Here is a 23,577-nt window from a genome sequence, read left to right as displayed (position 1 = left end):
AGCATGAAAGTTGATTTTGAGAAATTTTTTGATGGTTTGTCGCAAACCAACGCGACATTGGATTATTTCACCGATTTTAATAAGGTTAAAAATAATGTTAGCGCCATAGAAATCCATCTAAATCAACTTAACTACTTGCTTGGCAAGCAGGATTTATCAAAGGCGGTTGAGACTTTGCATCAAGAATGCCCTAATGCGTTTTTGGTATTAGAAATACTGATTGCAGTCAGAGCAAAAGAGAATAAAATTACATTAAATTCGCATTCTCAAACGGTATTGCTCAAAGACTATTTAAAATCGCCAGACTTAATTGTTGAGTTTTTACAACAAACAGGGCTGGCGGAGATTTTTAGGGATAGACACATTAAAAATCTTGTTGACTATGTGTTTGGCATAGAAGTCGGTTTGGATACTAATGCACGCAAAAATCGTGGTGGAGATAATATGTCCAAGGCGGTTTCGGCATTATTTGATAGGGCGAATATTCGCCACCAAAAAGAAGTCAAACATACGCTATTTGTTGACATCGATAGTTTGGGTAGTGATGTAAAACGGTTTGATTTTGTGATAAAAACCAATACTAAAACTTATCTGATAGAGACAAATTATTATAATAGCGGCGGTTCAAAATTAAATGAAGTAGCGCGTGCCTACACGGATATTGCCCCAAAAATCAATCGCTATCCCCAGTATGAATTTGTGTGGATTACTGACGGTCAAGGCTGGAAAAGTGCCAAAAATAAATTGCAAGAAGCATATTCTCACATTCCTTCGGTGTATAATTTAGCCACCATTGGTGATTTTATTGAGCAGATTTTGGCAGAAGGGGTGGTTGATGATTGGTAGTATAGATTCAAACAAACCTTATTTTAAATCACAAGCTGATGATTTTTATTTGTTTTGTGGGGATTGTACAAATTTGCTGCCCGTCATCAATCAAAAGTTTAATATGATTTTTGCCGATCCGCCGTACTTTTTATCCAATGACGGCTTGACGGTCAAAAATGGCAAAATTCAATCCGTAAATAAAGGCGACTGGGATAGGCTGACTTCCAGCCAAGACGTTTGGGAATTTACTCGGGATTGGTTGCTGCAAGCACGGCAAGTATTGGCAGATAACGGCACGATTTGGATTAGTGGCACGCACCATAATATTTTTATGCTTGGTCAGGTTTTGCAAAACTTAGGTTTTAAAATCTTAAATATGATCACTTGGGAAAAACCCAATCCACCGCCAAACTTCTCTTGCCGATATTTTACACATTCTACAGAATGGATTATTTGGGCGAGAAAACATCCCAAAATACCGCATTATTTCAACTATGATTTAATGAAAGAGCTGAATGCTGATAAGCAAATGAAAGACGTGTGGCGACTGCCTGCGGTGCAATCGTGGGAAAAAGAACATGGCAAACATCCCACTCAAAAGCCACTCGGACTTTTGTCTCGTATTATTTTAGCTTCTACACAAAAAGGTGATTTGGTGCTTGATCCATTTTCAGGATCTGGCACAACAGGTATTGCAGCAGCGATATTGGATAGACGATTTGTAGGCATTGAAAAACAGAATGAATATTTGGATTTGTCTATGCGTCGTTATTTGTCAATTTCCCCCACACAAAAACTCACCTTCAAACAAAAAATCCGCAGTCAAATTAGTTTGGTGTAAGCACGGTCTTATCTTTAGTAAAAGTTATGCTGGTTTGGCTGTGTTTTATGATAAAATTAGATCGCTTGGCAAAACGTATCGCTCAATAACCAATAAAAATCATTGACATAATGGCCCTAAAAATCACCACCGACTGCATCAACTGCGACATCTGCGAGCCAGAATGTCCCAACGAAGCCATCAGCTACGACAACAAGGTGCAAAAAACCTACGTCATCAATCCAGATCTATGCACCGAATGCGTGGGCTTTTATGACGAGCCGACTTGCGATAAAGTCTGCCCGATTGACTGCATCATCAAAGACGACACACGCCCAGAATCGCCAGAAGAGCTTTTGGCAAAATACAAAAAAATCTGGAATAAATGATAAATTATCCAAAATTTTAAAACATCAAGCCCAAGCCTTTGGTTTGGGCTTTTTTGTACGGCTTTTTATGAGTATTTGTTACAAATTGCCAAGAAAAATAGAAATAAAAAATAATTTAAAATGATAATAATTTTTATTTGACTTTTTAAATGAGATTAGGTATTATAATCATCGCTGGGTTACTTAAATCATACAAACTGCATAAAAGGAAAAGGTATGAAACAACGTGTATTTACATTGTTACCGCTTGTAGCGATGATGGCAAGTGTGTCAGCACAGGCAAACGATGAGCCTGTGGCAAATTTGGGCAACATCACGGTGCAGGTGGATCGCCAAGGCACAAAAGTCAAAACTGATGTGGTTACACTTCAAGAAAAGGACGAATCTACCGCCACAGGTTTGCGAGAATTGTTAAAATCTGAGCCTGCAATCGATTTTGGTGGCGGCAACGGCGCATCTCAGTACATCAGTATCCGCGGCATGGGTCAAAATTCTATTGATGTAAAAATTGACAACGCTTATTCAGACAGCCAAATTTTATACCATCAAGGTCGCCATCAGCTAGATCCTAGCCTTGTAAAAGTTGTCTCTGTACAAAAAGGCGCAGGCTCAGCCAGTGCTGGTATTGGCGCAACCAATGGCGCAATCGTTGCCAAGACGGTAGATGCGCTTGATTTGCTAAAAGACAATCAAGAGATTGGTTTTAAAGTAGGTGCAGGCTACAGCTCAAATGATGAGCATTCTTATAATGCAGCCGTTTATGGCAAAAAAGGGAATTTTGACGCCTTGATTGCTGGCAATCGTGTCCAACAAAGCAATTATAAAGCAGGCGATGGCTACACAAACTATCTTGGTGGCGACACAGTGCCGTCTACTGATTTAGACAAAGTCAGTTATTTGGCAAAATTAGGCGCAACCTTTGGCGATCATCGTTTTGTACTAAGCCATTTAAATCAAACCGATAAAGGCGAGCGAAACGTTCGTGAGGAATTTGATATTTTTCCTGCTGATAAAGCCGATGGTCGCTTGACTGTTCAAAGACAAGATCCACGCTATCGTGAATTGTCATTAACGCAGACCAACCTTGAATACATCGGCAAAAACATCACAAGCAATACTGACGTAAACGCCAACGTCTATATGATGGAAAATAAACGTGAATCAGTCGGTGGCGAGCAGTACGGCAGCACAGGTGTTTACAATCCCGAAACTCGTGAACCCATTGCAATTGGTCATAATGTGGCAAAAGTAGAGACCAAAGGGGCGAACGTCAATTTTGACACCCAAGTTCGCGATGATGTGCTGGTAAAATATGGATTAAACTACCGCCATCAAGAAATCACGCCAAATTATTCTCGCAAAGCAAGCGATTTGGTTAATGTTGCTAAGCGCAGACAGCCTGTTAATCTGCAGCTGTTTGGCACTGATTTGGTCAATCAAGAAAAAACAGATACAGGCGCTTATGTGGAAGTTATTGGTGATATTGGTAATGTAACTGCGACGGCAGGTTTGCGCTATGATCACTTTAACTTTAAAGCAATGGATGGCAAAGAAGTTTCAGATGGCACGCTAAACCCAAGTGTTGGCTTGATTTGGCAAGCAACCCCGACGCTTAGTCTTAATGCCAACCACAACCATGCTACTCGCAGTCCACGCTTGTACGATGCGCTGCGCAGCGGCAATACACTTGTGTCAATTGCTGATGGAGTAAAAGCAGAAAAAGCCAAAAATACCGAAGTAGGCTTTAACTATAATAACGGCAACTTTACGCTTGATGGCAGCTACTACTGGCAAGAAATTGACAATCTGCTAACCAGTGGACAAATTTCAAGACATGACGACACAGGCGCAACAGCGTATTATGACGGCATTGACAATGTGGGTTATGCAAAAAACAAAGGTTGGGAGCTTGGGGCAAGTTATCGCTACAATGGCTTGACCGCTCGCTTGGGTGTGGCTGAAAGCAATCCTGAATTTTATAGCGAGCCTGATGATCAAGGCAATCTGCCTAGCTTTGGCAACCGTGAATATGCTGTCGTACTGGGTCGTACTTATACGGCAGGTCTTGCCTATCGTTTTGCCAATCCAGACCTAGAAGTAGGTGTGAACTACCGCAAGGTTGATGACGTGAAAGGTACTGCTTGGAAAAATGATCCAAACTACAATCCAGACAATCCAAATGCAACTCGAGACGGCTACCACACCACCGATGTGTATGCCAACTGGAAACCTTACGGCACTGACCGCATGAATGTAAATTTTGCCATCAATAATATTGCTGATAAATATTACATTCCGCAGACTTTGGCAGGTTTTGGCTTGCCGGGCGTTGGTCGCGAGTTCCGTGTGGGCGTAAATTACCAGTTCTAATTACCAGCATTTCATTCTTTCTCCACCCACCCAATCTTGCTTGTCAAGGTTGGGTGTTTTTTGTCTGAATGGCTTAGGTGTAAAATTTAGAAAAATTCATTATACTGACGGCTTAAGTGTAATTTCGCCTAAATTTAAATCACGTCAAGGAAATTTTTAATGAAAATCAAAGCCTTAGACCATCTGGTGCTGACAGTGGCGGATATGTCCGCAACCATAGAATTTTACACCAAAGTGCTGGGAATGCAGCTGCAAACCTTTGGCGATAACCGCCATGCGCTGCATTTTGGCGCACAAAAAATCAACCTACACCAAAAAGGCGCAGAAATTTTACCAAATGCCAAGCGTGCCACTTGTGGCAGTGCAGATTTGTGCCTTTTGACGGATACGCCTTTGCCAGAAGTGTTGCGCTATTTACAGGCGTGTGGCGTGGCTGTGGTGCATGACGATGACGGTGAGTTTATCGTGCCACGCACAGGTGCGATGGGGAAAATTCGCTCCATTTATGTGCGTGATCCTGATGGTAATTTGCTGGAAATCAGTCGTTATGAATAAGATGGATAGGTTTAAAACAGGCATTCGGCAAGCACGACTGGGTGAAATTAGCCGAAAACTTGGCGAATGACTTAAGATTTGCGTGATTTGAGTGCATTGGCGCGTGGGTGCGCTTTGTCATACACACGAGTGAGTGCGTCAAAATCCACTTGCGTATAAATCTGTGTGGTGCTGATGTCGCTATGCCCCAAAAGCTCTTGTACCGCGCGCAAATCACCGCTGGCAGACAGCAAATGCGAAGCAAAACAATGGCGTAACAAATGCGGATGCAAATGCTGAGCAATGCCTGCTCTGTCGGCACAGGCGGTGAGTCGCAGTTGTACCGCTCTGGCAGACAGCCTTGTGCCAAGCCGCTCGCTGATAAAAAGCGCAGGGTCGTTTTGTTCTTGCCACAAATCACGGTGCGGCAGATAATCGGCAATGGCGGCGCGCGCCTTACTGCCCACTGGTGCAATGCGTGTTTTATTGCCCTTGCCCAGCACACGCACCACGCCAGCATTCAAATCAAGGTCGTGGATATTTAATCCCACCAACTCCGACAAGCGCAAACCGCTGCTGTACATCAGCTCAAACATCGCCTTATCACGCACCCATAGCCGCGCGTTTGCTGCGTCATTTGGTGCAGGCTGGTCAAGCAGCTGGCTGATGAGATCCACATCGCCAATCTTTGGCAAGGGGCGCGGCTCAGATTTTAGGCGGTAGCCTGTGGCAGGGTTTTTATCGGTCGCACCTTGTGCAATCAGATGAGCGTAAAATTTACGAATGGCGGCAAGTTCTTGCTTGGCGCTGGCAGCTTTGATGTTGTCGCTTTCTAGGCGTTCACTCAAAAATGCTGTGAGCGCTTTTTTGTTGCACGTCAAAACATCGCCAAAGCGCCCATCTTGCGCCAAAAAATGCAAAAACCGCCACAGCGCCGCTTGATAAGCACTGATGGTATGCGCTGAATAATTTTGCTGCGTAAGACTGTCTAGCCACGCTGCGGCAAGCTGCCAACCGTGCGGTGGCGTATTGGCATTTGCCAAATCGTCCGCCAAGCCGTGTGTATCGTCCGCCAAATTTTGTGCCGCTTGGCTGGCGTTTTGCTTGGCAGCAGGCTGGGCGGATTTTGGATTGGATTTAAGCAAATGAGCAAGGCGCATGATGGTTGGGCTTTGATTGATGAATGGCGGTGTAAAAATGATGAAAAAGCGGATTTATCGGTATTTTGAAAAATCCGCTTGGGTAAGTTGATAAATTGTCCAAATTTGCAAACAAACTTGGACTTTTAAAAAATCAATAGTCGTCCGCTTCGTCTGGCGTAAGGTTGATGCCCGCTTGGGCTGCCAAACCATCTGGGCTAAACACGCCTTCGTACACAAACGATGTTGGGCCTGTCATCATCACCGAATAGCCGTCTTGCCAGCGAATCGCAAGGCTACCGCCAAACAGCTGCGCGCGCACGTCCACGCCTTCATCAAGCCAGCCTTCACGCACGCCTGTCGCCACCGCGGCGCACGCCCCTGTGCCGCAGGCTTGGGTTTCGCCCACGCCACGCTCATACACACGCAGGCGAATATGGCGTTGGTTGATGACTTGTACAAAGCCCACGTTCACACGTTCAGGGAAGGCTTCGTGCGATTCAATCGCCTTGCCAAGTCGCTCCACGTCTGCCGTCAGCACATCGTCCACTTTGATGACGGCGTGCGGATTACCCATGTTGGCGATGTACAGCTGTACTGGCGTGCCGTCCACGTTTAGGCGGTAAGAATTACCCACTTTGGTGATGGTGCTTGGCGCAAAAGGAATCTCGTCAGGTTCAAATTTTGGTTTACCCATGTCCACCTGCACCCAGCCGTAGCGGTCGGTGGTTAGGGTGATGATGCCGCTTGCCGTTTCCATGCGCAGACGCTGTTTAAAAGACAATTTGCGCGCGTGTACAAAAGACGCAAAACAGCGCGCACCGTTGCCGCATTGGCTGACTTCCGTGCCATCAGCATTAAAAATTCGGTATTTAAAATCCACGTCAGGGCGGCTTGGCGGTTCAACAAGCAGCAGCTGGTCAAAACCCACGCCAAGATTGCGATCGGCAAGCAGGCGCACCAATTCGGTGGTGAGATTCATGCGCTGAGTTACAAGGTCAATCACCATAAAGTCATTGCCCAACCCGTGCATTTTAGTAAATTCAATCAACATGGTCGTTCCTTAATTTTTCTAGTTTTTGCTTTGAGTGCTAAATTTAAACGATGATTTAGATGATAAATTGCCAGCAGTTTTACATCCATCAAACCGCTGACGATGTACGCCTATCTTATCATGTTGTGTGGCGATTGGCTAGGTGGATTAAAAATATCGTTGTTTTGATTTGGGGAATGGTGGGTGGTTTTTTGCGATTAGCACAAAGCCGTACTTATCATTGCGATTATATTAGTCTTGCAATAAAAAACGCAAACCATCGCAGTTTGCGTTTTTATTTGCGGGGCGATTACACGCTTTCGCCACGCCATAAATCTTCCAGCGTTTCTCTAGCACGGATTTGGCGGTGTGTGCCGTTTGCCGTCATTACTTCGGCAGGGCGCTGGCGTGAGTTGTAGTTGCTTGCCATGCTAAAGCCATACGCACCTGCGCCAGTTACCGCCAGCAAATCGCCCACCGCCACGGACAGCAGGCGTTCTTTGCCCAGAAAATCGCTTGATTCACACACTGAGCCGACCACGTCCCACGCTTTGGTTGGTGCATTGTTATCAAGTTTGGCAGGCACGATTGCCATGACAGATTCGTACAAAGCAGGGCGTAAAAGCTCGCTCATGGACGCATCTACGATGGCGAAATTTTTATGCGCGGTCGGTTTTAGCACGTCCACGCTGGTGAGTAGCACGCCTGCGTTGGCGGCAATGTTACGCCCCGGCTCTAGGTGTAGACCTAGCCCATAACGTGCTTGCAAATCTTGCAATTTTGGCAGTAGCGCATCGGCAAATTCACGCACGCTGGCAGGATTTTCGTCAATGTAGCGCACGCCCAAGCCGCCGCCCAAATCAACGTGTTTTAGCGTAATGCCCAAGTTTGCCAGCGTATCAATCAGCTCAATCAGCTTGTTAAGTGCGTCCACGAAGGGCTGCACTTCGGTGAGCTGTGAGCCGATGTGGCAGTCTATGCCAACGATTTCAAGGTGCGCCAAGGTGCTGGCGTGCTGATAGGCGGCGATGGCTTCATCGTGAGCAATGCCAAATTTGTTATCCTTCATGCCTGTGGAAATGTAAGGGTGCGTTTTTGCGTCCACGTCAGGATTGATGCGCAGGGCGATGCGTGCTTTTTTGTTCAGCGCAGCCGCCACATCGTTAATCAAATCCAGCTCGCTCACCGCTTCCACATTAAAGCAGCCAATGCCAGCGTCAAGGGCAGTTTTGATGTCTTGGGCGGTTTTACCCACGCCAGAATATACGGTTTTTGTCGCATCGCCACCCGCCTTAATCACGCGCGCAAGTTCGCCCACCGATACGATGTCAAAGCCAGAGCCAGCTTTGGCAAGCGCAGACAGCACGGCAAGATTGGAATTTGCCTTGACGGCATAGCAGACTTGCACGTCTTTGAGCGCAGAAAATGCCGACACATAGGCGTGATAATTGTCCAAAAGGGCGTTTTGGCTGTACACATACAGCGGCGTGCCGTACTGCGCGCGCAATTCTTGGGCGCTCACGCCATCGATGTGTAGCACGTCATCTTGATAAGTCAAATGCGGCAAAGCGTCAATCAAGGCAGTAGAATTAATGTGCAGCGCACCATCAATAAGGCGGCTGGCAGGCTTAAAAGAAGTCATGGTGTGTCCGTTGGTTGTGAAATTGATTTATAAAATTAAATTTATAAAACTTACAAATAAACCAAATAAAGTGCGATTTGGTTTTAAAATTTAAAATGCTTGTGCGGCGTCGTTTTGGTTTTCCAAGTTTTCCATGTCTGGGTTTGCCAAGCTGTCCGCATTGCCCAAATCGCTGGCGTTATCCAAATTTTTTGAGTGTGAAACGGCAGGCGCAACGTTTTTCGCAGCGTCTTTGGCTGGCAGATACAGCGCGCCTTTTTGTCCGCAGGCGGTGAGTAGGGCGATGGCTGACAGAGCGATGGTCGGCAAAATAACGGCTGGGCTGAATTTTTTCATGATGATTGATTTTTTTAATGGTGGCTTTTTAAATAGTGGCTTTTTAAATGTTAACTTTATCAAGCATTGGCTTTTGGTGTTGGTGATGAAATCTTGGCGGCTTGAAATGGCGCAAAAACAAGGCTGGCACATGATTTTGGCGATGGTAAATACCGCTAAAACCCAAAATCATAGCCGTTTTTACAAGGTGTGTAAAGTAAAAATTACCAACTTGGGCAAAATTCAAATTTTTCACGCATTTTATGCCTTAAAATTGCCATAAAAACTGTGTTATAATGGCAAGAACGCACGTCGGTTCGTGCGGTTTGGTGCGCTCGTGCTGTTTATTTATGCAGCGCAGGTTTATGCGCCAAAAGTTTGTTATCAAATTCCAAAGGAAGACACAATATGTCATTAGTGAATCCAACTTTAGTGTTAAACTGTGGTTCATCGTCTATCAAATATGCGCTGATCAGCGAGGACGGCGAGCAGCGCATTGAAGGCTTGGCAGAAGCGCTGGGCAACAGCGACGCACGCATCAAGCATAAAAACCTTGACGGTTCAAAAGTAGAAATCAATATCCCAAATTCTGGTGCGCACGCTGAAGCCTTGCAAATCATCTTGGGTGAGCTGATTGCTGAGCATAAGCCTGTGGCGGTGGGTCATCGTGTGGTGCATGGCGGCGATAAATTCAAATCAGCGACCATCATCACGCCAGAAGTGCTGGCAACCATCGAAGAGCTGGCAAGTCTAGCACCACTTCACAACCCAGCCAACGCAGCAGGCATCAAGGCGATTAACGCCATCTATCCTGATTTGCCGCAAGTGGCGATTTTTGACACCGCATTCCATCAAACCATGCCAGCGCACGCTTATCGCTACGCTGTACCAAAAGAGCTATACACTGAGCACCAAATCCGCCGCTATGGCTTCCACGGTACATCGCACGCTTATGTGTCAAACCGTGCTGCCACGCTAAGTGCAAAAGCAGGCGAGCAAGGCTGGCTTGTGGCGCACCTTGGCAACGGCTGCTCAGCCACCGCAGTGTATAACGGCAAAAGCCAAGACACCAGCATGGGTATCACGCCACTAGAAGGCTTGATGATGGGTACACGTTCAGGTGATATTGACCCAAGTTTCCATCTGCACATTCACCGCACGCTGGGTCTGTCTATTGAAGAGATTGACACGCTATTGAACAAAAAGAGCGGTCTTTTGGGCGTGTCAGGCGTATCAAACGATATGCGCCTACTAGAGCAAGCCGAGCGTGAAGGCAATGTGGATGCAATTTTGGCGCTAGAAATGTTTGCCTATCGCACCGCCAAATGCTTGCTTGGCTTGACCGCTGGTTTGCCAGCATTGACAGGTATCGCCTTTACAGGTGGCGTGGGCGAAAATGGCGCAGACATGCGTGCTAAGATTGTGGCGCACCTAAAACACCTAGGCGCAAAAGCCGACACCGCCAAGAACGCTGAGCTGTTCCGTGGCGCAGAAGGCAGCTTCCACGCCGAAGATTCAGCGATTGAGCTGTGGGTAATCCCAACAGACGAAGAATTCCAAATCGCCAGCGAATCTCGCGCGGTATTGGGTCTGTAATTTACTTTTTTAAAAAACCGTTTGTGTGATACAAACGGTTTGCTGATTTAGCGCTTTGCTAATTTCAAGGATAATTTATGACAACGATTTTATTTGTGCCTGTCAGTGCGCAGGCGGATTTTGACGGTGTGGTGGCAGCCAGCGATGCGGTGTTTGCGCCATTTGATGTGCTGGGTCAAGCGGCTTTTGAAACCGCGCTTGCCAATGACAACTTGGACGATTTGCTGGAAGTGGTTTTCGCCAAAAACAGCGAAAGCAGCCAAGCCATCAAGGTGGTAAAAGGCGTAAGCCTAGCGCACAGCTATGCTGACAAGGTGAATTTAAACCTAGCGCACGCCCTAGACGCTGACGTGGTGCTGGTACACGCTGCGGGCGATGATGCGCTACTTGCCATCGCCAAGCAAGTATTTGGCGAGCGTGTGGTGGGTCAAGCCGCAACCGCTGAAGCTGCCGCTGCACTTTTAAAAGCCAACGACCGCCCAAGCAAGCTGTCGCCATCGGCATTTCGTCATGCGCTGGTACAAAAAGCCAAAGCCGCCAAAAAACGCATCGTATTGCCTGAAGGTGATGAGCCACGCACCGTTGAAGCGGCGGCGATTTGCCAAAGCCGTGGTGTCGCACAGTGCGTATTGCTTGGCGATCCAGATAAGATTGCTGCAGTTGCCAAGGCGCGCGGCGTGGCGTTGCCAAGCGACATCGAAATCATCAAGCCAAGTTCGGTGGCGGATAAGTACGTTGCGCCGATGGTGGAGCGCCGCAAAGGCAAGATTGATGAAGCAGGTGCGCGCGCTGCCCTAGAAGATACGGTGGTGCTTGGCACGATGATGTTACACGTTGGTGATGTGGACGGCTTGGTATCAGGTGCGGTACACACCACGGCAGACACCATTCGCCCAGCGTTTCAGTTGATTAAGACTGCGCCGCAGTATTCTTTGGTGTCAAGCGTATTCTTTATGCTTTTGCCAGAGCAAGTGGTGGTGTATGGCGACTGTGCAGTGAATCCAAACCCAACTGCCGAGCAGCTTGCCGAAATCGCCATTCAGTCGGCAGAATCAGCGCGCGCCTTTGGCATTGAGCCAAAAGTGGCGATGATTAGCTACTCAACCATCAACTCAGGCGCAGGCCCTGACGTGGATTTGGTGAAAGAAGCGGTGGAAATCGTACGCCAAAAAGCGCCAGCATTGGCGGTTGATGGCCCATTGCAATTTGACGCAGCCAGCGTGCCAAGCGTAGGCAAATCAAAAGCGCCAAATTCAGCGGTGGCAGGCGAGGCTAATGTGTTCATTTTCCCTGATTTGAACACGGGCAACACCACTTATAAAGCAGTACAGCGTAACGCCAACGTGGTAAGCGTGGGTCCAATGCTGCAAGGTTTGAACAAGCCTGTGAACGACTTGTCTCGTGGCTGCTTGGTTGATGACATCGTCTTTACCATCGCTTTGACCGCCATTCAAGCGGTGTGATGGTTTAGAACCAAACGTAAAACGCCTTGTATCATCGGTGCAAGGCGTTTTTTTATGGGTTTGGTTTGCGTAATTGGATTTGGACGGCTAGATTTGATGCGATTGAGTTTGGTTTGATGAATGGCAAGTTTGTCTATTTGCCATGCCAGCTCATCGCACCAATTTTATCTCATTAATTTCGTTTCGCCAATTTCATCTCATTAATTTCGTTTCGCCAATTTCATCTCACTAATTTATTTCACCTTAATTTCATACCAATTCTTCGCGGCGGAACACCCACGTTTTATCATCGCTGACATCGCTGGCAAAATAATAACCGTCCGTGTTGAACTCTTTTAAGCCTTCAGGGCTTTCCAGTTGGGCTTTGGCAGCAAAATTCACCATCATGCCGCGCGCTTTTTTGGCATAAAAACTGATGACTTTATATTTGCCGTTTTTACAATCTTCAAAACGTGGCGTGATGATACGTGCCTTGATGTTTTTGGGCTGCACCGCGCCATAATATTCGTTGGACGCTAGATTAACCAGCGTGTCTGCGCCATTTTGCGCCATGCGTTCGTTGATTAAATCGGTGATGGTGCTGCCCCAATATTGGTACAAATCGTCCGCTTGTGGCGTTTTAAATTTCGTACCCATTTCCAAGCGGTACGGCAACATCATATCCAAAGGACGCAGCAAGCCATAAAGCCCTGACAAAATCCCAAGATGCGTGTTCAGATAGCGCATTTCATCGCCATCAAGCTGATAAGCGTCAAGCCCTGTGTAGACATCGCCATCAAATAAATAGGCGGCTGGCTTGGCATTGTCATCAAAAGGATAGCTCCACGCAGCATTGCGCGCGACATTCAGCTCGGCAATTTTTGCCGAAACGTGCATGAGTTCTTGTAGGTCAATCACGTCTGCTTTTTTGAGCGTTTGCATGAGTGTGGCGGCGTGCTCAATCAGCGCAGGCTGGCTAAATTCAAGCGTGGCAGCCGCTGGTGGCAGGGGTGTTTTTTCGTCTAAGTTTTTGGCAGGCGATAATAAAAAATACATACGCAATCCGTCAATGATTAAAAAGATAAGCCCATTATAAAGCAAAATGCGGCTTTGGTAAAATTACGGAAAATAAAGGCTGGATTTGGCAAAATTAAAGTTGGCGATTGGCGATTGGCGATGGCTGGGCGAAAATTGTTTTGGGTGGTTGGTTTTTTGTGGGCAGTTTTGTATAATCAAAACGTAGTCAATAAATCAACCAACCAATCAATAGCCAAAAAAGGATTTGCCATGACAACACCAAATACCAATCTTTCAAGCACACCAAGCCAAAGCGAATTTATCCAAAGCACGCTCATCGCCACCGCAAGCGGACATAAAATCGCCCATCTGACTTTAAATAATCCCAAGCTACTAAACGCCCAAAACCTAGAAATGGTGCGCACCATGCGTGTGCTGTTTGATGCGTGGGCGGCAGATGATGACGTGGTGATGGTGCTTTTGACAGGCAGTGGCGAGCGGGCGTTTTGTGCAGGCGGGGACATTAAATCACTGCACGCGCACGGCATTGATGAGCAGGATTTGGCGTCTGCTGATAAGGACGGCTTACTTGCCGAGAAAATTCAGCTTGCCAAAGAATTTTTTATCCATGAATACGGCACGATGTATGCCATGCACACCTATCCTAAGCCGATTGTGGCGTGGGGTAATGGCGTGGTGATGGGCGGCGGCTTGGGGCTTTTGGCGGCGTCCAGTCATAAGGTGGTTACTAACAGTACGCTGATGGCGATGCCTGAAGTGAGTATTGGGTTGTTTCCTGACGCTGGCGGTTCGTATTTTTTAAATCATATGCTGGGCAAGGTGGGGCTGTTTTTGGGTTTGACGGGCGCACGTTTTACGGGTGCGGACGCTTTGCATTTGGGCTTGGCGGACGCATTTTGTGCGCATGATGATTTTGATGCGCTGCTGGCGACGCTGTGTCAGGCGGATTGGCAAGCGACAAAAAACGATGCGCACGCACTGGTGAGCAAGGTTTTGCAGCAATATCACCGTGCTTATCCGCCAAGTCAAGTGCTGTCTGCGCTTGATGAAATTAACCGCCTAATGAACGCAGGTGATTTGTTGGCGGTGGACAGTGCTTTGCAAAATTACACAGGCGATGATGCGTGGATTAAAGCGGCGATTGACAGCTACAGACAAGGCTCTGCCACCACCAAGGCGCTGACGTGGCGAATTTTTCATGCGCTGCGCACCACGAAAAAGGGCGTGGCTTTGAGTGAAATTTTCAAGATGGAAGAATGTGTGGCGACACAGTGCGTGGTGCGTGGCGATTTTAAAGAAGGCGTGCGTGCGCTGCTCATTGACAAGGATAAAAATCCAAAATGGCGTTATACCTTGCAAAATTTACCTGACGAATATCTGGCGCAGTTTTTTGAAAATGGGTGGTGAGTGCAAATTTGATGGGTTGGTATAAGTGCAATTTAGTGTATTTATATCAGCGTTTCGCATTGGTTGGGTTTTCGCTTGGCTGAGCCCAACTTACTTATCGTCATTTATTCTGATGTGTAAATTGCATGGTAAGATGGCTGTGGGTTAGCGAAGTGTAACCCAACTTTTTTATCACGCTTGGTATTTCAAATGGCTTTAAAAACAAAAAACGCAGACCGAAATCTGCGTTTTTATTTGCTTGAATTTTAGACTAAGTTTGTCAACCGAAGTTTTTAAACCGAGGTTTAAACTTAAGCCATCAAATTAAGCTTTTGGCGCTAGGCAGCTTTTTAGGTGCTTAGCAGGGTCAGTTTCATAAGCACTGATTGCGTCAGCAACGGTCAAGCCAAGTGCTTTAGCAACGCCTGCGCCGTATGCTTCGTGGCAAGCGTGGCAGTTTCTGATGTGGCGATATTTGATGAAATCAGGTGCATCGCCCATCGCAGCAGCGGTGTTTTCAAACAAGGCTTGTTTTTCTGCGTCGTTCATCAGTTCAAACAAAGCGCGTGGCTGGCTGAAGTAGTCGCTGTCGTTTTCACGATAATCCCAGAATGCCGCATCGCCAGAGATTTTTAGTGGTGGCTCTGCGTATTGTGGTTGTTCTTGCCAGTAGCCGAAGCTGTTTGGCTCGTAGTGTAGCGCACTGCCGTAGTTGCCATCGGTGCGGCCTTGACCGTCTCTGTGGTTGCTAGACACTGGGCAGCGTGGTGCGTTCACAGGGATTTGGTGCAGGTTTACGCCTAGGCGGTAGCGTTGTGCGTCTGCGTAGTTGAACAAGCGAGCCTGTAGCATACGGTCAGGCGATACGCTGATGCCCGGTACTAGGTTGCTTGGTGCAAAAGCAGATTGCTCAACGTCCATGAAGAAGTTTTCTGGGTTTTTGTTCAGTTCAAACTCGCCCACTTCAATCAGCGGATAGTCGCCTTTTGGCCATACTTTGGTCAAGTCAAATGGGTGGTAAGGCACTTTTTCAGCGTCTGCTTCTGGCATGATTTGTACATACATTTTCCATTTTGGGAAATCGCCACGTTCGATGGCTTCGTACAAGTCTTTTTGATGGCTTTCACGGTCTTGACCGATGATTTTTTCTGCTTCAGCGTTGGTTAGGTTTTTGATGCCTTGCTGAGTGCGGAAATGGAATTTCACCCAGAAACGCTCGTTGTTGGCGTTGATGAAGCTGTAAGTGTGGCTACCAAAACCGTGCATGTGGCGATAGCTGGCTGGAATACCACGGTCGCTCATCACGATGGTAACTTGGTGTAGTGCTTCTGGCAGCAAAGTCCAGAAATCCCAGTTGTTGGTTGCGCTGCGCATATTGGTGCGTGGGTCGCGTTTTACAGCTTTGTTTAGGTCTGGGAATTTGCGTGGGTCGCGCAGGAAGAATACTGGCGTGTTGTTACCAACCATGTCCCAGTTGCCTTCTTCGGTGTAGAATTTTAGCGCAAAACCACGAATATCACGCTCAGCGTCTGCTGCGCCGCGCTCACCTGCTACGGTGGTGAAACGTGCGAACATTTCGGTTTTTTTGCCAACTTGGCTAAAAATCGCTGCACGAGTGTATTTGGTGATGTCGTTCGTTACGGTGAAAGTACCGAATGCGCCAGAACCTTTGGCGTGCATACGGCGCTCAGGAATTACTTCACGAGCAAAGTTAGCCAATTTTTCGTTCAGCCACAAATCTTGGGCTAGTAGTGGGCCGCGTGCGCCTGCGGTCATAGAGTTTTGGTTGTCCACGACAGGCGCGCCGTTATTCATAGTAAGATTATGAAATGGGCATTGTTTGATGTCGCTCATAACGTCTCCTTGGATAGGGTTGTTGATGGATTGATTGGTGAATTTGTTTGTGCGAGCATTATGGCAAATTTTTTATCATTGATAAAATGATGAATTTTTATATCTTTGATTTATTTTTTTAAATTATAATCAGCAAAAATGATGGATTTTATCAAATAAAGCGATTTTCGGTGCGACTCACGGGTTTGATTTGCTATTTTCGTTGCTTTAATGCAATGTTGTGCTAATTTAGCACAGGTTTATGACAAGCCTTTGTGACGCGAAACGGTTTTTGTCAAATTTTGGTATCAATTTTTTGCAGGCTTTGTTACAATTTGGCTGACGGCTGAAAATTGCGCCAAACTGTGCGTGATTTGCTGGTAATTTTAAACAACACAACCAACACAAGGAATTTTTATGTCTTTGACTTGGCAAGATACCCTAGACATCGCCATCGCTTTGGCGGAAAAATACCCCGATGAAGATGTGCAGTACATTCGTTTTACCGATTTGCACCGCTATGTGTGCGAGCTTGAAGAGTTTGCGGACGACCCAAACAAATCCAACGAGCGCATTTTAGAAGCCATTCAAATGGCGTGGCTTGATGAGTTGTAAGCACTGCTTATTGCATCATGAACGACCTTCGGGTCGTTTTTTATTGGTTGTCATTTATTGATAAAAAATCGGCATACAATATGTAATAAAAAGTTTGTTTTTCTTGCGTTGATGTGTTTTAATGGTTAGGCTGTAACATATTGTACGAAATATAATCAATCAACGCATGATAACGATGGCGCAATCCATCTAAAATCATTCAAACAAGGAACGACAATGCAAGAAAAAGCAACTTCTGGACGTATGCAGCGGTTTTTAAAAACGGTGGAATGGCTTGGCAATCTTTTACCGCACCCTGCGATTTTGTTCGTGTGGCTGTCTGTGGGTTTGCTGATACTCTCGGCAGTGCTTTCGTCTATGGGGATTTCGGTGATTGACCCAAGACCTGAAGGCGCAAAAGGGCGCAGCGAAGACGGCATGATTTATGTGGTGAATTTGCTCAGTGGCGATGGCTTGGCAAAAATCGTAGAAAATCTGGTGAAAAATTTCACAGGTTTTGTGCCGCTGGGTACGGTGCTGGTTGCCATGCTGGGTGTGGGCATTGCTGAGCGCTCTGGCATGATTTCGGCGGCTTTGCGCGGACTTGTGATGAACACGCCGAAAAAGCTGGTTACTTTGACCATCGTCTTTGCGGGCATCATGTCAAACACCGCCGCTGAGCTTGGTTATGTGGTGCTGATTCCACTGGCGGCAATGATTTTTCATTCGCTGGGCAGACATCCTTTGGCGGGACTTGCGGCAGCTTTTGCTGGCGTGTCTGGCGGCTATAGTGCCAACTTGCTGCTGGGTACGGTCGATCCGCTGCTGTCTGGCATCAGCCAAGAAGCGGCGCGTATCATTGACCCTGATTATATCGTGGGCGCAGAAGCCAACTGGTATTTTATGGCGGTCAGCACCTTTTTGATCAGTGTGCTTGGCTATTTTGTTACCGAAAAAATCGTTGAGCCAAGTCTTGGCAAATACAATCCAGCGGACGCAGACGACCCAAGCGTACTGCAAGCTAAGATGGACAAACTCACCGCTTTAGAAAAGAAAGGGCTTATTTGGTCTGGCGTGAGCATGGCGATATTTTGCGTGTTGTTGGCGTGGACGATTGTGCCTGCCGATGGCGTGCTGCGCAATGCTGAGACAGGTTTGGTGGCAAATTCGCCATTTTTAAGCGGTATTGTGGTGTTTATTTTTGTGTTTTTTGCGATTCCGGGGATTGTGTATGGCAAGATTGTCGGCACGCTAAAAACCAACAACGACATCGTAAACGCCATGAGCCACGCCATGAGTTCTATGTCAATGTATGTGGTGCTGGTGTTTTTTGCTGCGCAGTTTACCGCCTTTTTTAATTGGTCAAATTTGGGGCAAGTTACCGCAGTGGCAGGCGCAAATTTCCTAAATGACATCGGTCTGACCGGGCCTTTGCTGCTTGTGGGCTTTATTTTGATTTGTGCGCTGATTAACCTAATGCTTGGCTCGGCTTCGGCACAGTGGGCGATTACCGCACCGATTTTTATCCCAATGCTGATGCTGACAGGCTATGCGCCAGAGATGATTCAGGCGGCGTATCGTATTGGCGACAGCACGACCAACATCATCACGCCAATGATGAGCTATTTTGGCTTGATTATGGCGGTGGCGATTCGTTATAAGAAAGATACGGGCGTGGGTACGCTGATGGCGATGATGCTACCGTATTCGATGATTTTCTTGGCGGGTTGGACGCTGCTGTTTTGCGTGTGGGTGTTTGGTTTTGGTTTGCCAGTTGGGCCGGGTTCAGCGACCTATTACACGCCTTAATTTATTGATTTTAATGAGAAAAACCATCACCAAGGGGCGGTGGTTTTTTCATGGGGTATATTTAAATGATGTTTAAAGCATGTTGTTTTTGAACATTTTTTATGGTACTGTTTAAGACATAAACTAAGCACATAGGGATTTGTTTTGAGCCATGCCAACGACAAGATATGAACTTAACGGTTTGATTTTTGAATGGGATGATGATAAAGCTGACAAGGTTCAAAAGTCACACAAAATACAGTTTGTTGAAGTGTGTACTGTATTTTTTGATGAAAATGAACTGACTTATGAAGATGTAAGATTTGATTATGACGAACAGCGTTTTATCACCATTGGGCTTAGTAATCGAGCAAGGCTCTTGGTGGTTGGCTGGACATTAAGAGAAAATATCAGACTGATCACAGCAATAAAGGCGGAAAGAAAACATGAGCAAATATATCAACGAAAACGCTGATTATTTTGATGGGTTTGATTTTGAAAATGCCAAGCCTGTCAAGCACCCATTAATTGCCAAGGCGCAAGCACAGCAAGCGCAAGATCGCTTGGCGGACTTTTTTGATCGTGATGTGCAGCAAGTCATTAAGCAGCACAACACACCAAAAGATAGAGAACGATTAAATGCAATGATTAGAGTGCTGTTTGCCTAAGTAAAAACTCACCATGCCAGCACACAGTGAGTTTTTATGGCAAATTGGCGGTGATTTTGGAACTAAGTTTGCAACTTTATAACACCATCTCTTCCAAAATCCGCTCATAAATTTTCGCTAAGTTTTCCACGTCCGCCACCGCCACACGCTCATCAATTTGATGAATGGTGGCGTTTAGCACGCCAAGCTCGACCACTTGGGCGTTCATCACAGGGGCGATAAAGCGTCCGTCCGATGTGCCGCCAGACGTACTGAGCTTGCTGTCCGTGCCAGTAACCGCTTTGATGGCGGCAGTGCAAGCGTCCACAAATGCGCCTTTTTCGGTCAAAAACGGCTCGCCTGACAAATTCCATTCAATTTCATAACGTGCGTCTGATGCGGCAAAGTGCTTGTCAAAAATGGCGTGGGTTTTGGCTTTTAGTGTCTCGGCGGTGTTTTCGGTACAAAAGCGAAAGTTGAACAGCACTTCGGCAGTTTGGGCGATGACGTTGGTTGCGCCTGTGCCGCTGTTGATGTTGGAAACTTGCAGGCTGGTTGCATCAAAATAGTCATTGCCATTATCCCAAGTGGTCGCAATCAGTTCATTGAGCGCAGGCGCAAGCGCATGAATGGGATTGACCGCCAAATGCGGATAAGCGATGTGGCCTTGCTTACCCGTTACCGTCAGGCGGGCGTTTAGCGAGCCACGGCGTCCGTTTTTAATCACATCGCCCAGCGTAGCGGTGCTGGACGGCTCACCCACAAGACAATAATCAATTTTCTCGCCACGCGCCTTTAAAGCGTCCACGACTTTTTTTGTGCCGTTAATCGCCACGCCTTCTTCGTCAGCGGTGATGAGCAGGGCAATGCTGCCTTTGTGATTTGGGTGCTTGTTGATGAAATTTTGTGCCGCCACGGTAAAAGCTGCCACGCCTGTTTTCATGTCGGCAGCGCCACGCCCCCACAAAAATCCGTCCGCCACCGTCGCTGAAAATGGCGGATACGTCCACGCCGCTTCATCGCCAGTTGGCACAACGTCCGTATGCCCTGCAAAGCATAAGACAGGCGCGCTACTGTCTGCGCCTTTTTTGATTGCCCATAAGTTTTTAATCTGGGCGTTTTTGCCATTTGGCGCATGATAATCAAGGCTTTCATCGCCAAAAGGCATGAGTTCGCATTCAAAACCAAAAGGCGCAAGCTCTTTGATTAAAATGTCTTGGCAAGCGCAATCGTTTGGCGTGATGGACGGCTCTTTGATAAGCTCAATGGATAAAGATAGGGCGGTTTGGGTCATGGAATTTCCTTGGGTTGTTCGTAATTTTTTAAATGATTTTAAGGTGGGTTTGGTTTATTAAGTGATGATTTTTTGGATAAGTTGTTTTGGGCAAATTGTTTTGAAAAAGTCGGCAAAACACTTGCAAATAAAACAAGCGATTAAAAATGTCATAAGCATGCCTATTTTCTCGTTCAAACTTTTTTGCTCAAGTTTTCTTGCTAATACAATTCACAAAACCCCATCATCACGTCTTAGCCAAGTCGCAATAGAAAAGCGTCTGCGCTGGGTGATTTCTACTTGATGGCGCAAATTGCTGTCAAAAATCACAAGGCGGTTGAGTTTGGGAGTTAATTGCACGGTTTCGCCAAGTTTATCCACCACGGTGATTTGACCGCCGTCTGCATCCGTCCAGTCGTCATTAAGATAAAACACCGCCGAAATCACGCGCTCGTCTCGCCCTGCTGGATTGTCGGTGTGCCATTTGTAGCCAAAACCCGCAGGATAGCAGGCGTAATGCGCTTCTGATGAGCGAATGCCAGCAAACAGCGTCTGATTAAAATACCGCCCAAGCTCGTCAATAGCAGACAAATACGCCATACCCACAGGGCAGCTCTCATCAATCCAGCGAATGCTGTCGCCACGAATACTGGTGTCTCGCTCGCCATGTGTCAAATGCGCTTCTTTGTATTCTATAAATCCGCTTTCAGCTTGCAAGGCAGCCAAATCGTCATCATTAAACACATCGTCCAAAAACAGCGTGCCAGTGGTTAAAAATTGTTCTAATTTGGCATCAATCAAGGCGTGCCAATCGGTTGAGAAAGTTGTCATCATAAATAAAAATTAGCCAAATATCGCTGATTATGCTACCATAAGATATTTTGAATTGCACCTATTTATCACTGATTATGAACTACAAACACGCCTATCACGCTGGCAATTTTGCCGATGTCGCCAAGCACATCTTGCTGCTGCAGCTGCTTGCCCAATTTTCCAAAAAAGCCAAGCCATTTTATGTGCTGGACGCTTATGGCGGACGTGGGCTGTACTCGCTGGACAGCATTGAAGCGCACAAAACCAACGAAGCGCAAAAAGGCGTGTTCGCACTAGAAAACGCCATCGCAAACGGTGTTAATAAGCCCACACCAAAAGCCGTGCATCAGTATCTGGACGATTTGGCGTACGCGCGTAAAAAGTACGACCGCCACGTTTATCCGGGTTCGCCTTGGTTTATCGCCCATCACAGCGAGCATCATTCGGCAGATGCGCCGCTGCGTGCTGAAGCCTTTGAAGCGGTGGCGGACGAATACGATGCGCTCAATTATCAGCTGTATCAGTTGCCCATCGGCATTCATCATCGCAATGCCTTTGAAGGCGTGCCTGCGGTATTGCCGCCCAAAGAAAAGCGTGGCGTTGTCTTGCTTGATCCGCCATTTGAGCAAGAGCATAAGGATTTTAGCCGTTTAGTGGATTTGCTGGTTGCCAGCCATAAAAAGTTTGCCACAGGCACGCTGGTGCTTTGGTATCCGATTAAAAATATTGAAGCGGTGGAATTGTTTTATAAAAAAATGAAACGCACCGAAATCAAAAAACAGCTGATTTGCGAGCTGAATTTGTACCCAAATGACGTGGCGGTCGGCATGAACGGCACGGGGCTTTTTGTCATCAATCCGCCCTGGCAATTTGACGAAAACGCCAAAGAAATCCTAGAATTTCTTGCACCAATCCTAAAACCAGACAACGCCCCTGCGATGAAACTTGAAGAGATGGCAAAAGTCAAATGGCTGGTGGGTGAGTGATGACTCATAAAAACGAGCAAATCAGCCCAGACAGCCACGATGAGCATGACGGCATCGCCTTTGAAGTGGTGGAAACCGAAGAAAAAGGCGGCGTGCGCCAAGTCAGCCGTGGCGTGTATTTGGTGCCAAATCTCATCACCACAGCGTCCATGCTGGCGGCGTTTTTTTCCATCACGGCAAGCGCAGGCGGGCAGTTTTATAAGGCAGGTTTGGCGATTTTTTTATCGGCAATTCTAGACGGCATGGACGGCAGAGCTGCCAGAATGTTAAACGCCCAAAGTCCGTTTGGTGAGCAGTTTGACAGCTTGGCAGACTGCGTGGCGTTTGGGCTTGCGCCTGCAATGCTCATGTATTTTTATGCGCTGCACCATTTGGGGCGGTTTGGCTTGGCGTGCGCTTTTGTGTTCATGGCGTGTGCGGCATTTCGTTTGGCGCGTTTTAATGTGCAAATTGGCAGCGTGGATAAAAAGTATTTCATCGGCTTGGCAAGTCCGCTGGCGGCAATTTTAATCACCAGCAGCGTGATGGTGGCGATTGACCACGCCAGTTTCGCTCCGCAAACTTTAGCAATGATGGCGGCGGCTTGGACGGTGATTTGCGGATTTTTGATGGTGAGTAACGTCAAATATTACTCATTTAAAGAATTTGACCGCCAAAAAGTACCATTTGTGGCATTGATTGTTGGCGTGCTTGTCATGGGTGTGGCGCTGTATGATTTGCCTGTGGGGATTTTAGCGATTGGCGTGGTGTACGCCTTGTCGGGTTTTTGGACGACTTTAAGAGCCAAAAAATGATATAAGAAGGATTATAAAGCGGTGAACAAAAGGGCGACTGGATGATATAAAATGTATTTGGTGAAAATTTTTCAACCAAAAACCCCCATAAAACCAAACACTTACAAACTATTTTCACTCCACCCAAAAAAACCACTTGACCTTGATCAATTTTAACGTATAATACGCACTCACTTGATGACGACAACGCTTTAACAAGCAAGTCAACATCAAAAAAATTAAAAAAAGTGCTTGACATTATATAAAACCATGATATGATAGTCAGCCTTGATTGATGAAACAGACGATGTTCATCACACACTATTTAAAATCCAAAC

The 23,577-nt window shown here is 46.7% G+C and carries 22 protein-coding genes; 14 read left to right on the top strand and 8 right to left on the bottom strand.

Going from position 1 to position 23,577, the window contains the following annotated elements:
* The first annotated feature begins 3 nt into the window (after nt 1–3).
* The 5 genes from B0181_RS11910 to B0181_RS07620 all read left to right on the top strand — a co-directional run bounded on the left by B0181_RS11910 (nt 4) and on the right by B0181_RS07620 (nt 4,962).
* On the top strand, nt 4–846 hold the full coding sequence (locus tag B0181_RS11910; RefSeq protein WP_115338076.1) for a type II restriction endonuclease: 843 nt from the start codon (nt 4–6) through the stop codon (nt 844–846).
* A gap of 103 nt (nt 847–949) precedes the next feature.
* A complete protein-coding gene (locus B0181_RS07635; protein ID WP_249024908.1) occupies nt 950–1,669 on the top strand; it encodes a DNA-methyltransferase in 720 nt (239 codons plus the stop codon).
* Nucleotides 1,670–1,779: 110 nt separating this feature from the next.
* Nucleotides 1,780–2,037 carry a YfhL family 4Fe-4S dicluster ferredoxin gene (locus B0181_RS07630; protein ID WP_078276922.1) on the top strand — a complete coding sequence of 86 codons (258 nt, stop codon included), beginning with the start codon at nt 1,780–1,782 and terminating at the stop codon, nt 2,035–2,037.
* A gap of 216 nt (nt 2,038–2,253) precedes the next feature.
* The gene (locus B0181_RS07625; RefSeq protein ID WP_078276921.1) at nt 2,254–4,407 is read left to right on the top strand and encodes a TonB-dependent siderophore receptor; all 2,154 of its coding nucleotides are present in this window, start codon (nt 2,254–2,256) and stop codon (nt 4,405–4,407) included.
* 159 nt (nt 4,408–4,566) lie between these two features.
* On the top strand, nt 4,567–4,962 hold the full coding sequence (locus B0181_RS07620; RefSeq protein ID WP_078276920.1) for a VOC family protein: 396 nt from the start codon (nt 4,567–4,569) through the stop codon (nt 4,960–4,962).
* A 71-nt stretch (nt 4,963–5,033) separates the two neighbouring features.
* On the opposite strand, the gene B0181_RS07615 is transcribed toward B0181_RS07620, so the two are convergent.
* From B0181_RS07615 to lptM, 4 genes are all read right to left on the bottom strand, one after another.
* The gene (locus B0181_RS07615; protein WP_078276919.1) at nt 5,034–6,101 is read right to left on the bottom strand and encodes a tyrosine recombinase XerC; all 1,068 of its coding nucleotides are present in this window, start codon (nt 6,099–6,101) and stop codon (nt 5,034–5,036) included.
* A gap of 133 nt (nt 6,102–6,234) precedes the next feature.
* Complete coding sequence (gene dapF / locus B0181_RS07610) at nt 6,235–7,134, bottom strand: diaminopimelate epimerase (RefSeq protein ID WP_078276918.1); 900 nt, start codon at nt 7,132–7,134, stop codon at nt 6,235–6,237.
* A 289-nt stretch (nt 7,135–7,423) separates the two neighbouring features.
* Entirely contained in the window at nt 7,424–8,755 is a 1,332-nt protein-coding gene (gene lysA, locus B0181_RS07605) for a diaminopimelate decarboxylase (RefSeq protein ID WP_078276917.1), read from the bottom strand.
* A 90-nt stretch (nt 8,756–8,845) separates the two neighbouring features.
* On the bottom strand, nt 8,846–9,091 hold the full coding sequence (lptM, locus tag B0181_RS07600) for an LPS translocon maturation chaperone LptM (RefSeq protein ID WP_115338075.1): 246 nt from the start codon (nt 9,089–9,091) through the stop codon (nt 8,846–8,848).
* 387 nt (nt 9,092–9,478) lie between these two features.
* Here lptM and B0181_RS07595 point away from each other — a divergent pair, with 387 nt between their 5' ends.
* Together B0181_RS07595 and pta are read left to right on the top strand one after the other, a co-directional pair.
* Nucleotides 9,479–10,666 (top strand): acetate/propionate family kinase, encoded by a 1,188-nt coding sequence (locus B0181_RS07595; protein WP_078276915.1) that lies wholly within the window; start codon nt 9,479–9,481, stop codon nt 10,664–10,666.
* Between the two features lie 77 nt (nt 10,667–10,743).
* Nucleotides 10,744–12,129: a phosphate acetyltransferase gene (gene pta / locus B0181_RS07590; RefSeq protein ID WP_078276914.1), complete on the top strand. Its 1,386-nt coding sequence runs from the start codon at nt 10,744–10,746 to the stop codon at nt 12,127–12,129.
* Nucleotides 12,130–12,378: 249 nt separating this feature from the next.
* On the opposite strand, the gene yaaA is transcribed toward pta, so the two are convergent.
* A complete protein-coding gene (yaaA, locus tag B0181_RS07585) occupies nt 12,379–13,164 on the bottom strand; it encodes a peroxide stress protein YaaA (protein ID WP_078276927.1) in 786 nt (261 codons plus the stop codon).
* A gap of 231 nt (nt 13,165–13,395) precedes the next feature.
* Between yaaA and B0181_RS07580 the strand changes: the two genes are divergently transcribed.
* Nucleotides 13,396–14,553, top strand: a complete 1,158-nt coding sequence (locus B0181_RS07580; protein ID WP_158078950.1) for an enoyl-CoA hydratase/isomerase family protein — start codon at nt 13,396–13,398, stop codon at nt 14,551–14,553.
* 303 nt (nt 14,554–14,856) lie between these two features.
* On the opposite strand, the gene B0181_RS07575 is transcribed toward B0181_RS07580, so the two are convergent.
* Nucleotides 14,857–16,386 (bottom strand): catalase, encoded by a 1,530-nt coding sequence (locus B0181_RS07575; protein WP_078276912.1) that lies wholly within the window; start codon nt 16,384–16,386, stop codon nt 14,857–14,859.
* A gap of 396 nt (nt 16,387–16,782) precedes the next feature.
* Between B0181_RS07575 and iscX the strand changes: the two genes are divergently transcribed.
* The 4 genes from iscX to B0181_RS07555 all read left to right on the top strand — a co-directional run bounded on the left by iscX (nt 16,783) and on the right by B0181_RS07555 (nt 19,415).
* Nucleotides 16,783–16,980 (top strand): Fe-S cluster assembly protein IscX, encoded by a 198-nt coding sequence (gene iscX, locus B0181_RS07570; protein WP_078276911.1) that lies wholly within the window; start codon nt 16,783–16,785, stop codon nt 16,978–16,980.
* A gap of 216 nt (nt 16,981–17,196) precedes the next feature.
* The gene (locus B0181_RS07565; RefSeq protein WP_078276910.1) at nt 17,197–18,768 is read left to right on the top strand and encodes an AbgT family transporter; all 1,572 of its coding nucleotides are present in this window, start codon (nt 17,197–17,199) and stop codon (nt 18,766–18,768) included.
* A gap of 151 nt (nt 18,769–18,919) precedes the next feature.
* Nucleotides 18,920–19,222 carry a BrnT family toxin gene (locus B0181_RS07560; protein WP_078276909.1) on the top strand — a complete coding sequence of 101 codons (303 nt, stop codon included), beginning with the start codon at nt 18,920–18,922 and terminating at the stop codon, nt 19,220–19,222.
* Nucleotides 19,194–19,415, top strand: a complete 222-nt coding sequence (locus B0181_RS07555; protein ID WP_078276908.1) for a hypothetical protein — start codon at nt 19,194–19,196, stop codon at nt 19,413–19,415. Before B0181_RS07560 ends, B0181_RS07555 begins: the two co-directional genes overlap by 29 nt.
* Nucleotides 19,416–19,491: 76 nt before the next feature.
* Here B0181_RS07555 and dapE read toward each other — a convergent pair whose 3' ends face one another.
* Together dapE and B0181_RS07545 are read right to left on the bottom strand one after the other, a co-directional pair.
* Nucleotides 19,492–20,688, bottom strand: a complete 1,197-nt coding sequence (gene dapE / locus B0181_RS07550; RefSeq protein ID WP_078276907.1) for a succinyl-diaminopimelate desuccinylase — start codon at nt 20,686–20,688, stop codon at nt 19,492–19,494.
* Nucleotides 20,689–20,898: 210 nt separating this feature from the next.
* On the bottom strand, nt 20,899–21,501 hold the full coding sequence (locus tag B0181_RS07545) for a 2OG-Fe(II) oxygenase (RefSeq protein ID WP_078276906.1): 603 nt from the start codon (nt 21,499–21,501) through the stop codon (nt 20,899–20,901).
* 74 nt (nt 21,502–21,575) lie between these two features.
* Between B0181_RS07545 and B0181_RS07540 the strand changes: the two genes are divergently transcribed.
* The gene (locus B0181_RS07540; RefSeq protein ID WP_078276905.1) at nt 21,576–22,466 is read left to right on the top strand and encodes a 23S rRNA (adenine(2030)-N(6))-methyltransferase RlmJ; all 891 of its coding nucleotides are present in this window, start codon (nt 21,576–21,578) and stop codon (nt 22,464–22,466) included.
* Nucleotides 22,466–23,260 (top strand): CDP-diacylglycerol--serine O-phosphatidyltransferase, encoded by a 795-nt coding sequence (gene pssA / locus B0181_RS07535; protein ID WP_078276904.1) that lies wholly within the window; start codon nt 22,466–22,468, stop codon nt 23,258–23,260. Before B0181_RS07540 ends, pssA begins: the two co-directional genes overlap by 1 nt.
* Nucleotides 23,261–23,577 lie beyond the last annotated feature (317 nt).

This window comes from Moraxella caviae, from assembly GCF_002014985.1.
Classification (GTDB): Bacteria; Pseudomonadota; Gammaproteobacteria; order Pseudomonadales; family Moraxellaceae; genus Moraxella; species Moraxella caviae.
Note: the sequence above shows the minus strand (reverse complement) of the source record. Positions and strands in the feature narration are given on the sequence as shown.

Bases quoted from the DNA above. Each gene is read 5' to 3' on its own strand.
- B0181_RS07580 (WP_158078950.1), top strand. From the start codon at position 13,396: ATGACAACACCAAATACCAATCTTTCAAGCACACCAAGCCAAAGCGAA.
- B0181_RS07560 (WP_078276909.1), top strand. From the start codon at position 18,920: ATGCCAACGACAAGATATGAACTTAACGGTTTGATTTTTGAATGGGAT.
- B0181_RS11910 (WP_115338076.1), top strand. From the start codon at position 4: ATGAAAGTTGATTTTGAGAAATTTTTTGATGGTTTGTCGCAAACCAAC.
- iscX (WP_078276911.1), top strand. From the start codon at position 16,783: ATGTCTTTGACTTGGCAAGATACCCTAGACATCGCCATCGCTTTGGCG.
- B0181_RS07555 (WP_078276908.1), top strand. From the start codon at position 19,194: ATGAGCAAATATATCAACGAAAACGCTGATTATTTTGATGGGTTTGAT.
- B0181_RS07545 (WP_078276906.1), bottom strand. From the start codon at position 21,501: ATGATGACAACTTTCTCAACCGATTGGCACGCCTTGATTGATGCCAAA.
- pta (WP_078276914.1), top strand. From the start codon at position 10,744: ATGACAACGATTTTATTTGTGCCTGTCAGTGCGCAGGCGGATTTTGAC.
- lptM (WP_115338075.1), bottom strand. From the start codon at position 9,091: ATGAAAAAATTCAGCCCAGCCGTTATTTTGCCGACCATCGCTCTGTCA.
- B0181_RS07635 (WP_249024908.1), top strand. From the start codon at position 950: ATGATTTTTGCCGATCCGCCGTACTTTTTATCCAATGACGGCTTGACG.
- dapF (WP_078276918.1), bottom strand. From the start codon at position 7,134: ATGTTGATTGAATTTACTAAAATGCACGGGTTGGGCAATGACTTTATG.
- B0181_RS07595 (WP_078276915.1), top strand. From the start codon at position 9,479: ATGTCATTAGTGAATCCAACTTTAGTGTTAAACTGTGGTTCATCGTCT.
- B0181_RS07575 (WP_078276912.1), bottom strand. From the start codon at position 16,386: ATGAGCGACATCAAACAATGCCCATTTCATAATCTTACTATGAATAAC.
- dapE (WP_078276907.1), bottom strand. From the start codon at position 20,688: ATGACCCAAACCGCCCTATCTTTATCCATTGAGCTTATCAAAGAGCCG.
- B0181_RS07620 (WP_078276920.1), top strand. From the start codon at position 4,567: ATGAAAATCAAAGCCTTAGACCATCTGGTGCTGACAGTGGCGGATATG.
- pssA (WP_078276904.1), top strand. From the start codon at position 22,466: ATGACTCATAAAAACGAGCAAATCAGCCCAGACAGCCACGATGAGCAT.
- lysA (WP_078276917.1), bottom strand. From the start codon at position 8,755: ATGACTTCTTTTAAGCCTGCCAGCCGCCTTATTGATGGTGCGCTGCAC.
- B0181_RS07565 (WP_078276910.1), top strand. From the start codon at position 17,197: ATGCAAGAAAAAGCAACTTCTGGACGTATGCAGCGGTTTTTAAAAACG.
- B0181_RS07625 (WP_078276921.1), top strand. From the start codon at position 2,254: ATGAAACAACGTGTATTTACATTGTTACCGCTTGTAGCGATGATGGCA.
- B0181_RS07540 (WP_078276905.1), top strand. From the start codon at position 21,576: ATGAACTACAAACACGCCTATCACGCTGGCAATTTTGCCGATGTCGCC.
- B0181_RS07630 (WP_078276922.1), top strand. From the start codon at position 1,780: ATGGCCCTAAAAATCACCACCGACTGCATCAACTGCGACATCTGCGAG.
- yaaA (WP_078276927.1), bottom strand. From the start codon at position 13,164: ATGTATTTTTTATTATCGCCTGCCAAAAACTTAGACGAAAAAACACCC.
- B0181_RS07615 (WP_078276919.1), bottom strand. From the start codon at position 6,101: ATGCGCCTTGCTCATTTGCTTAAATCCAATCCAAAATCCGCCCAGCCT.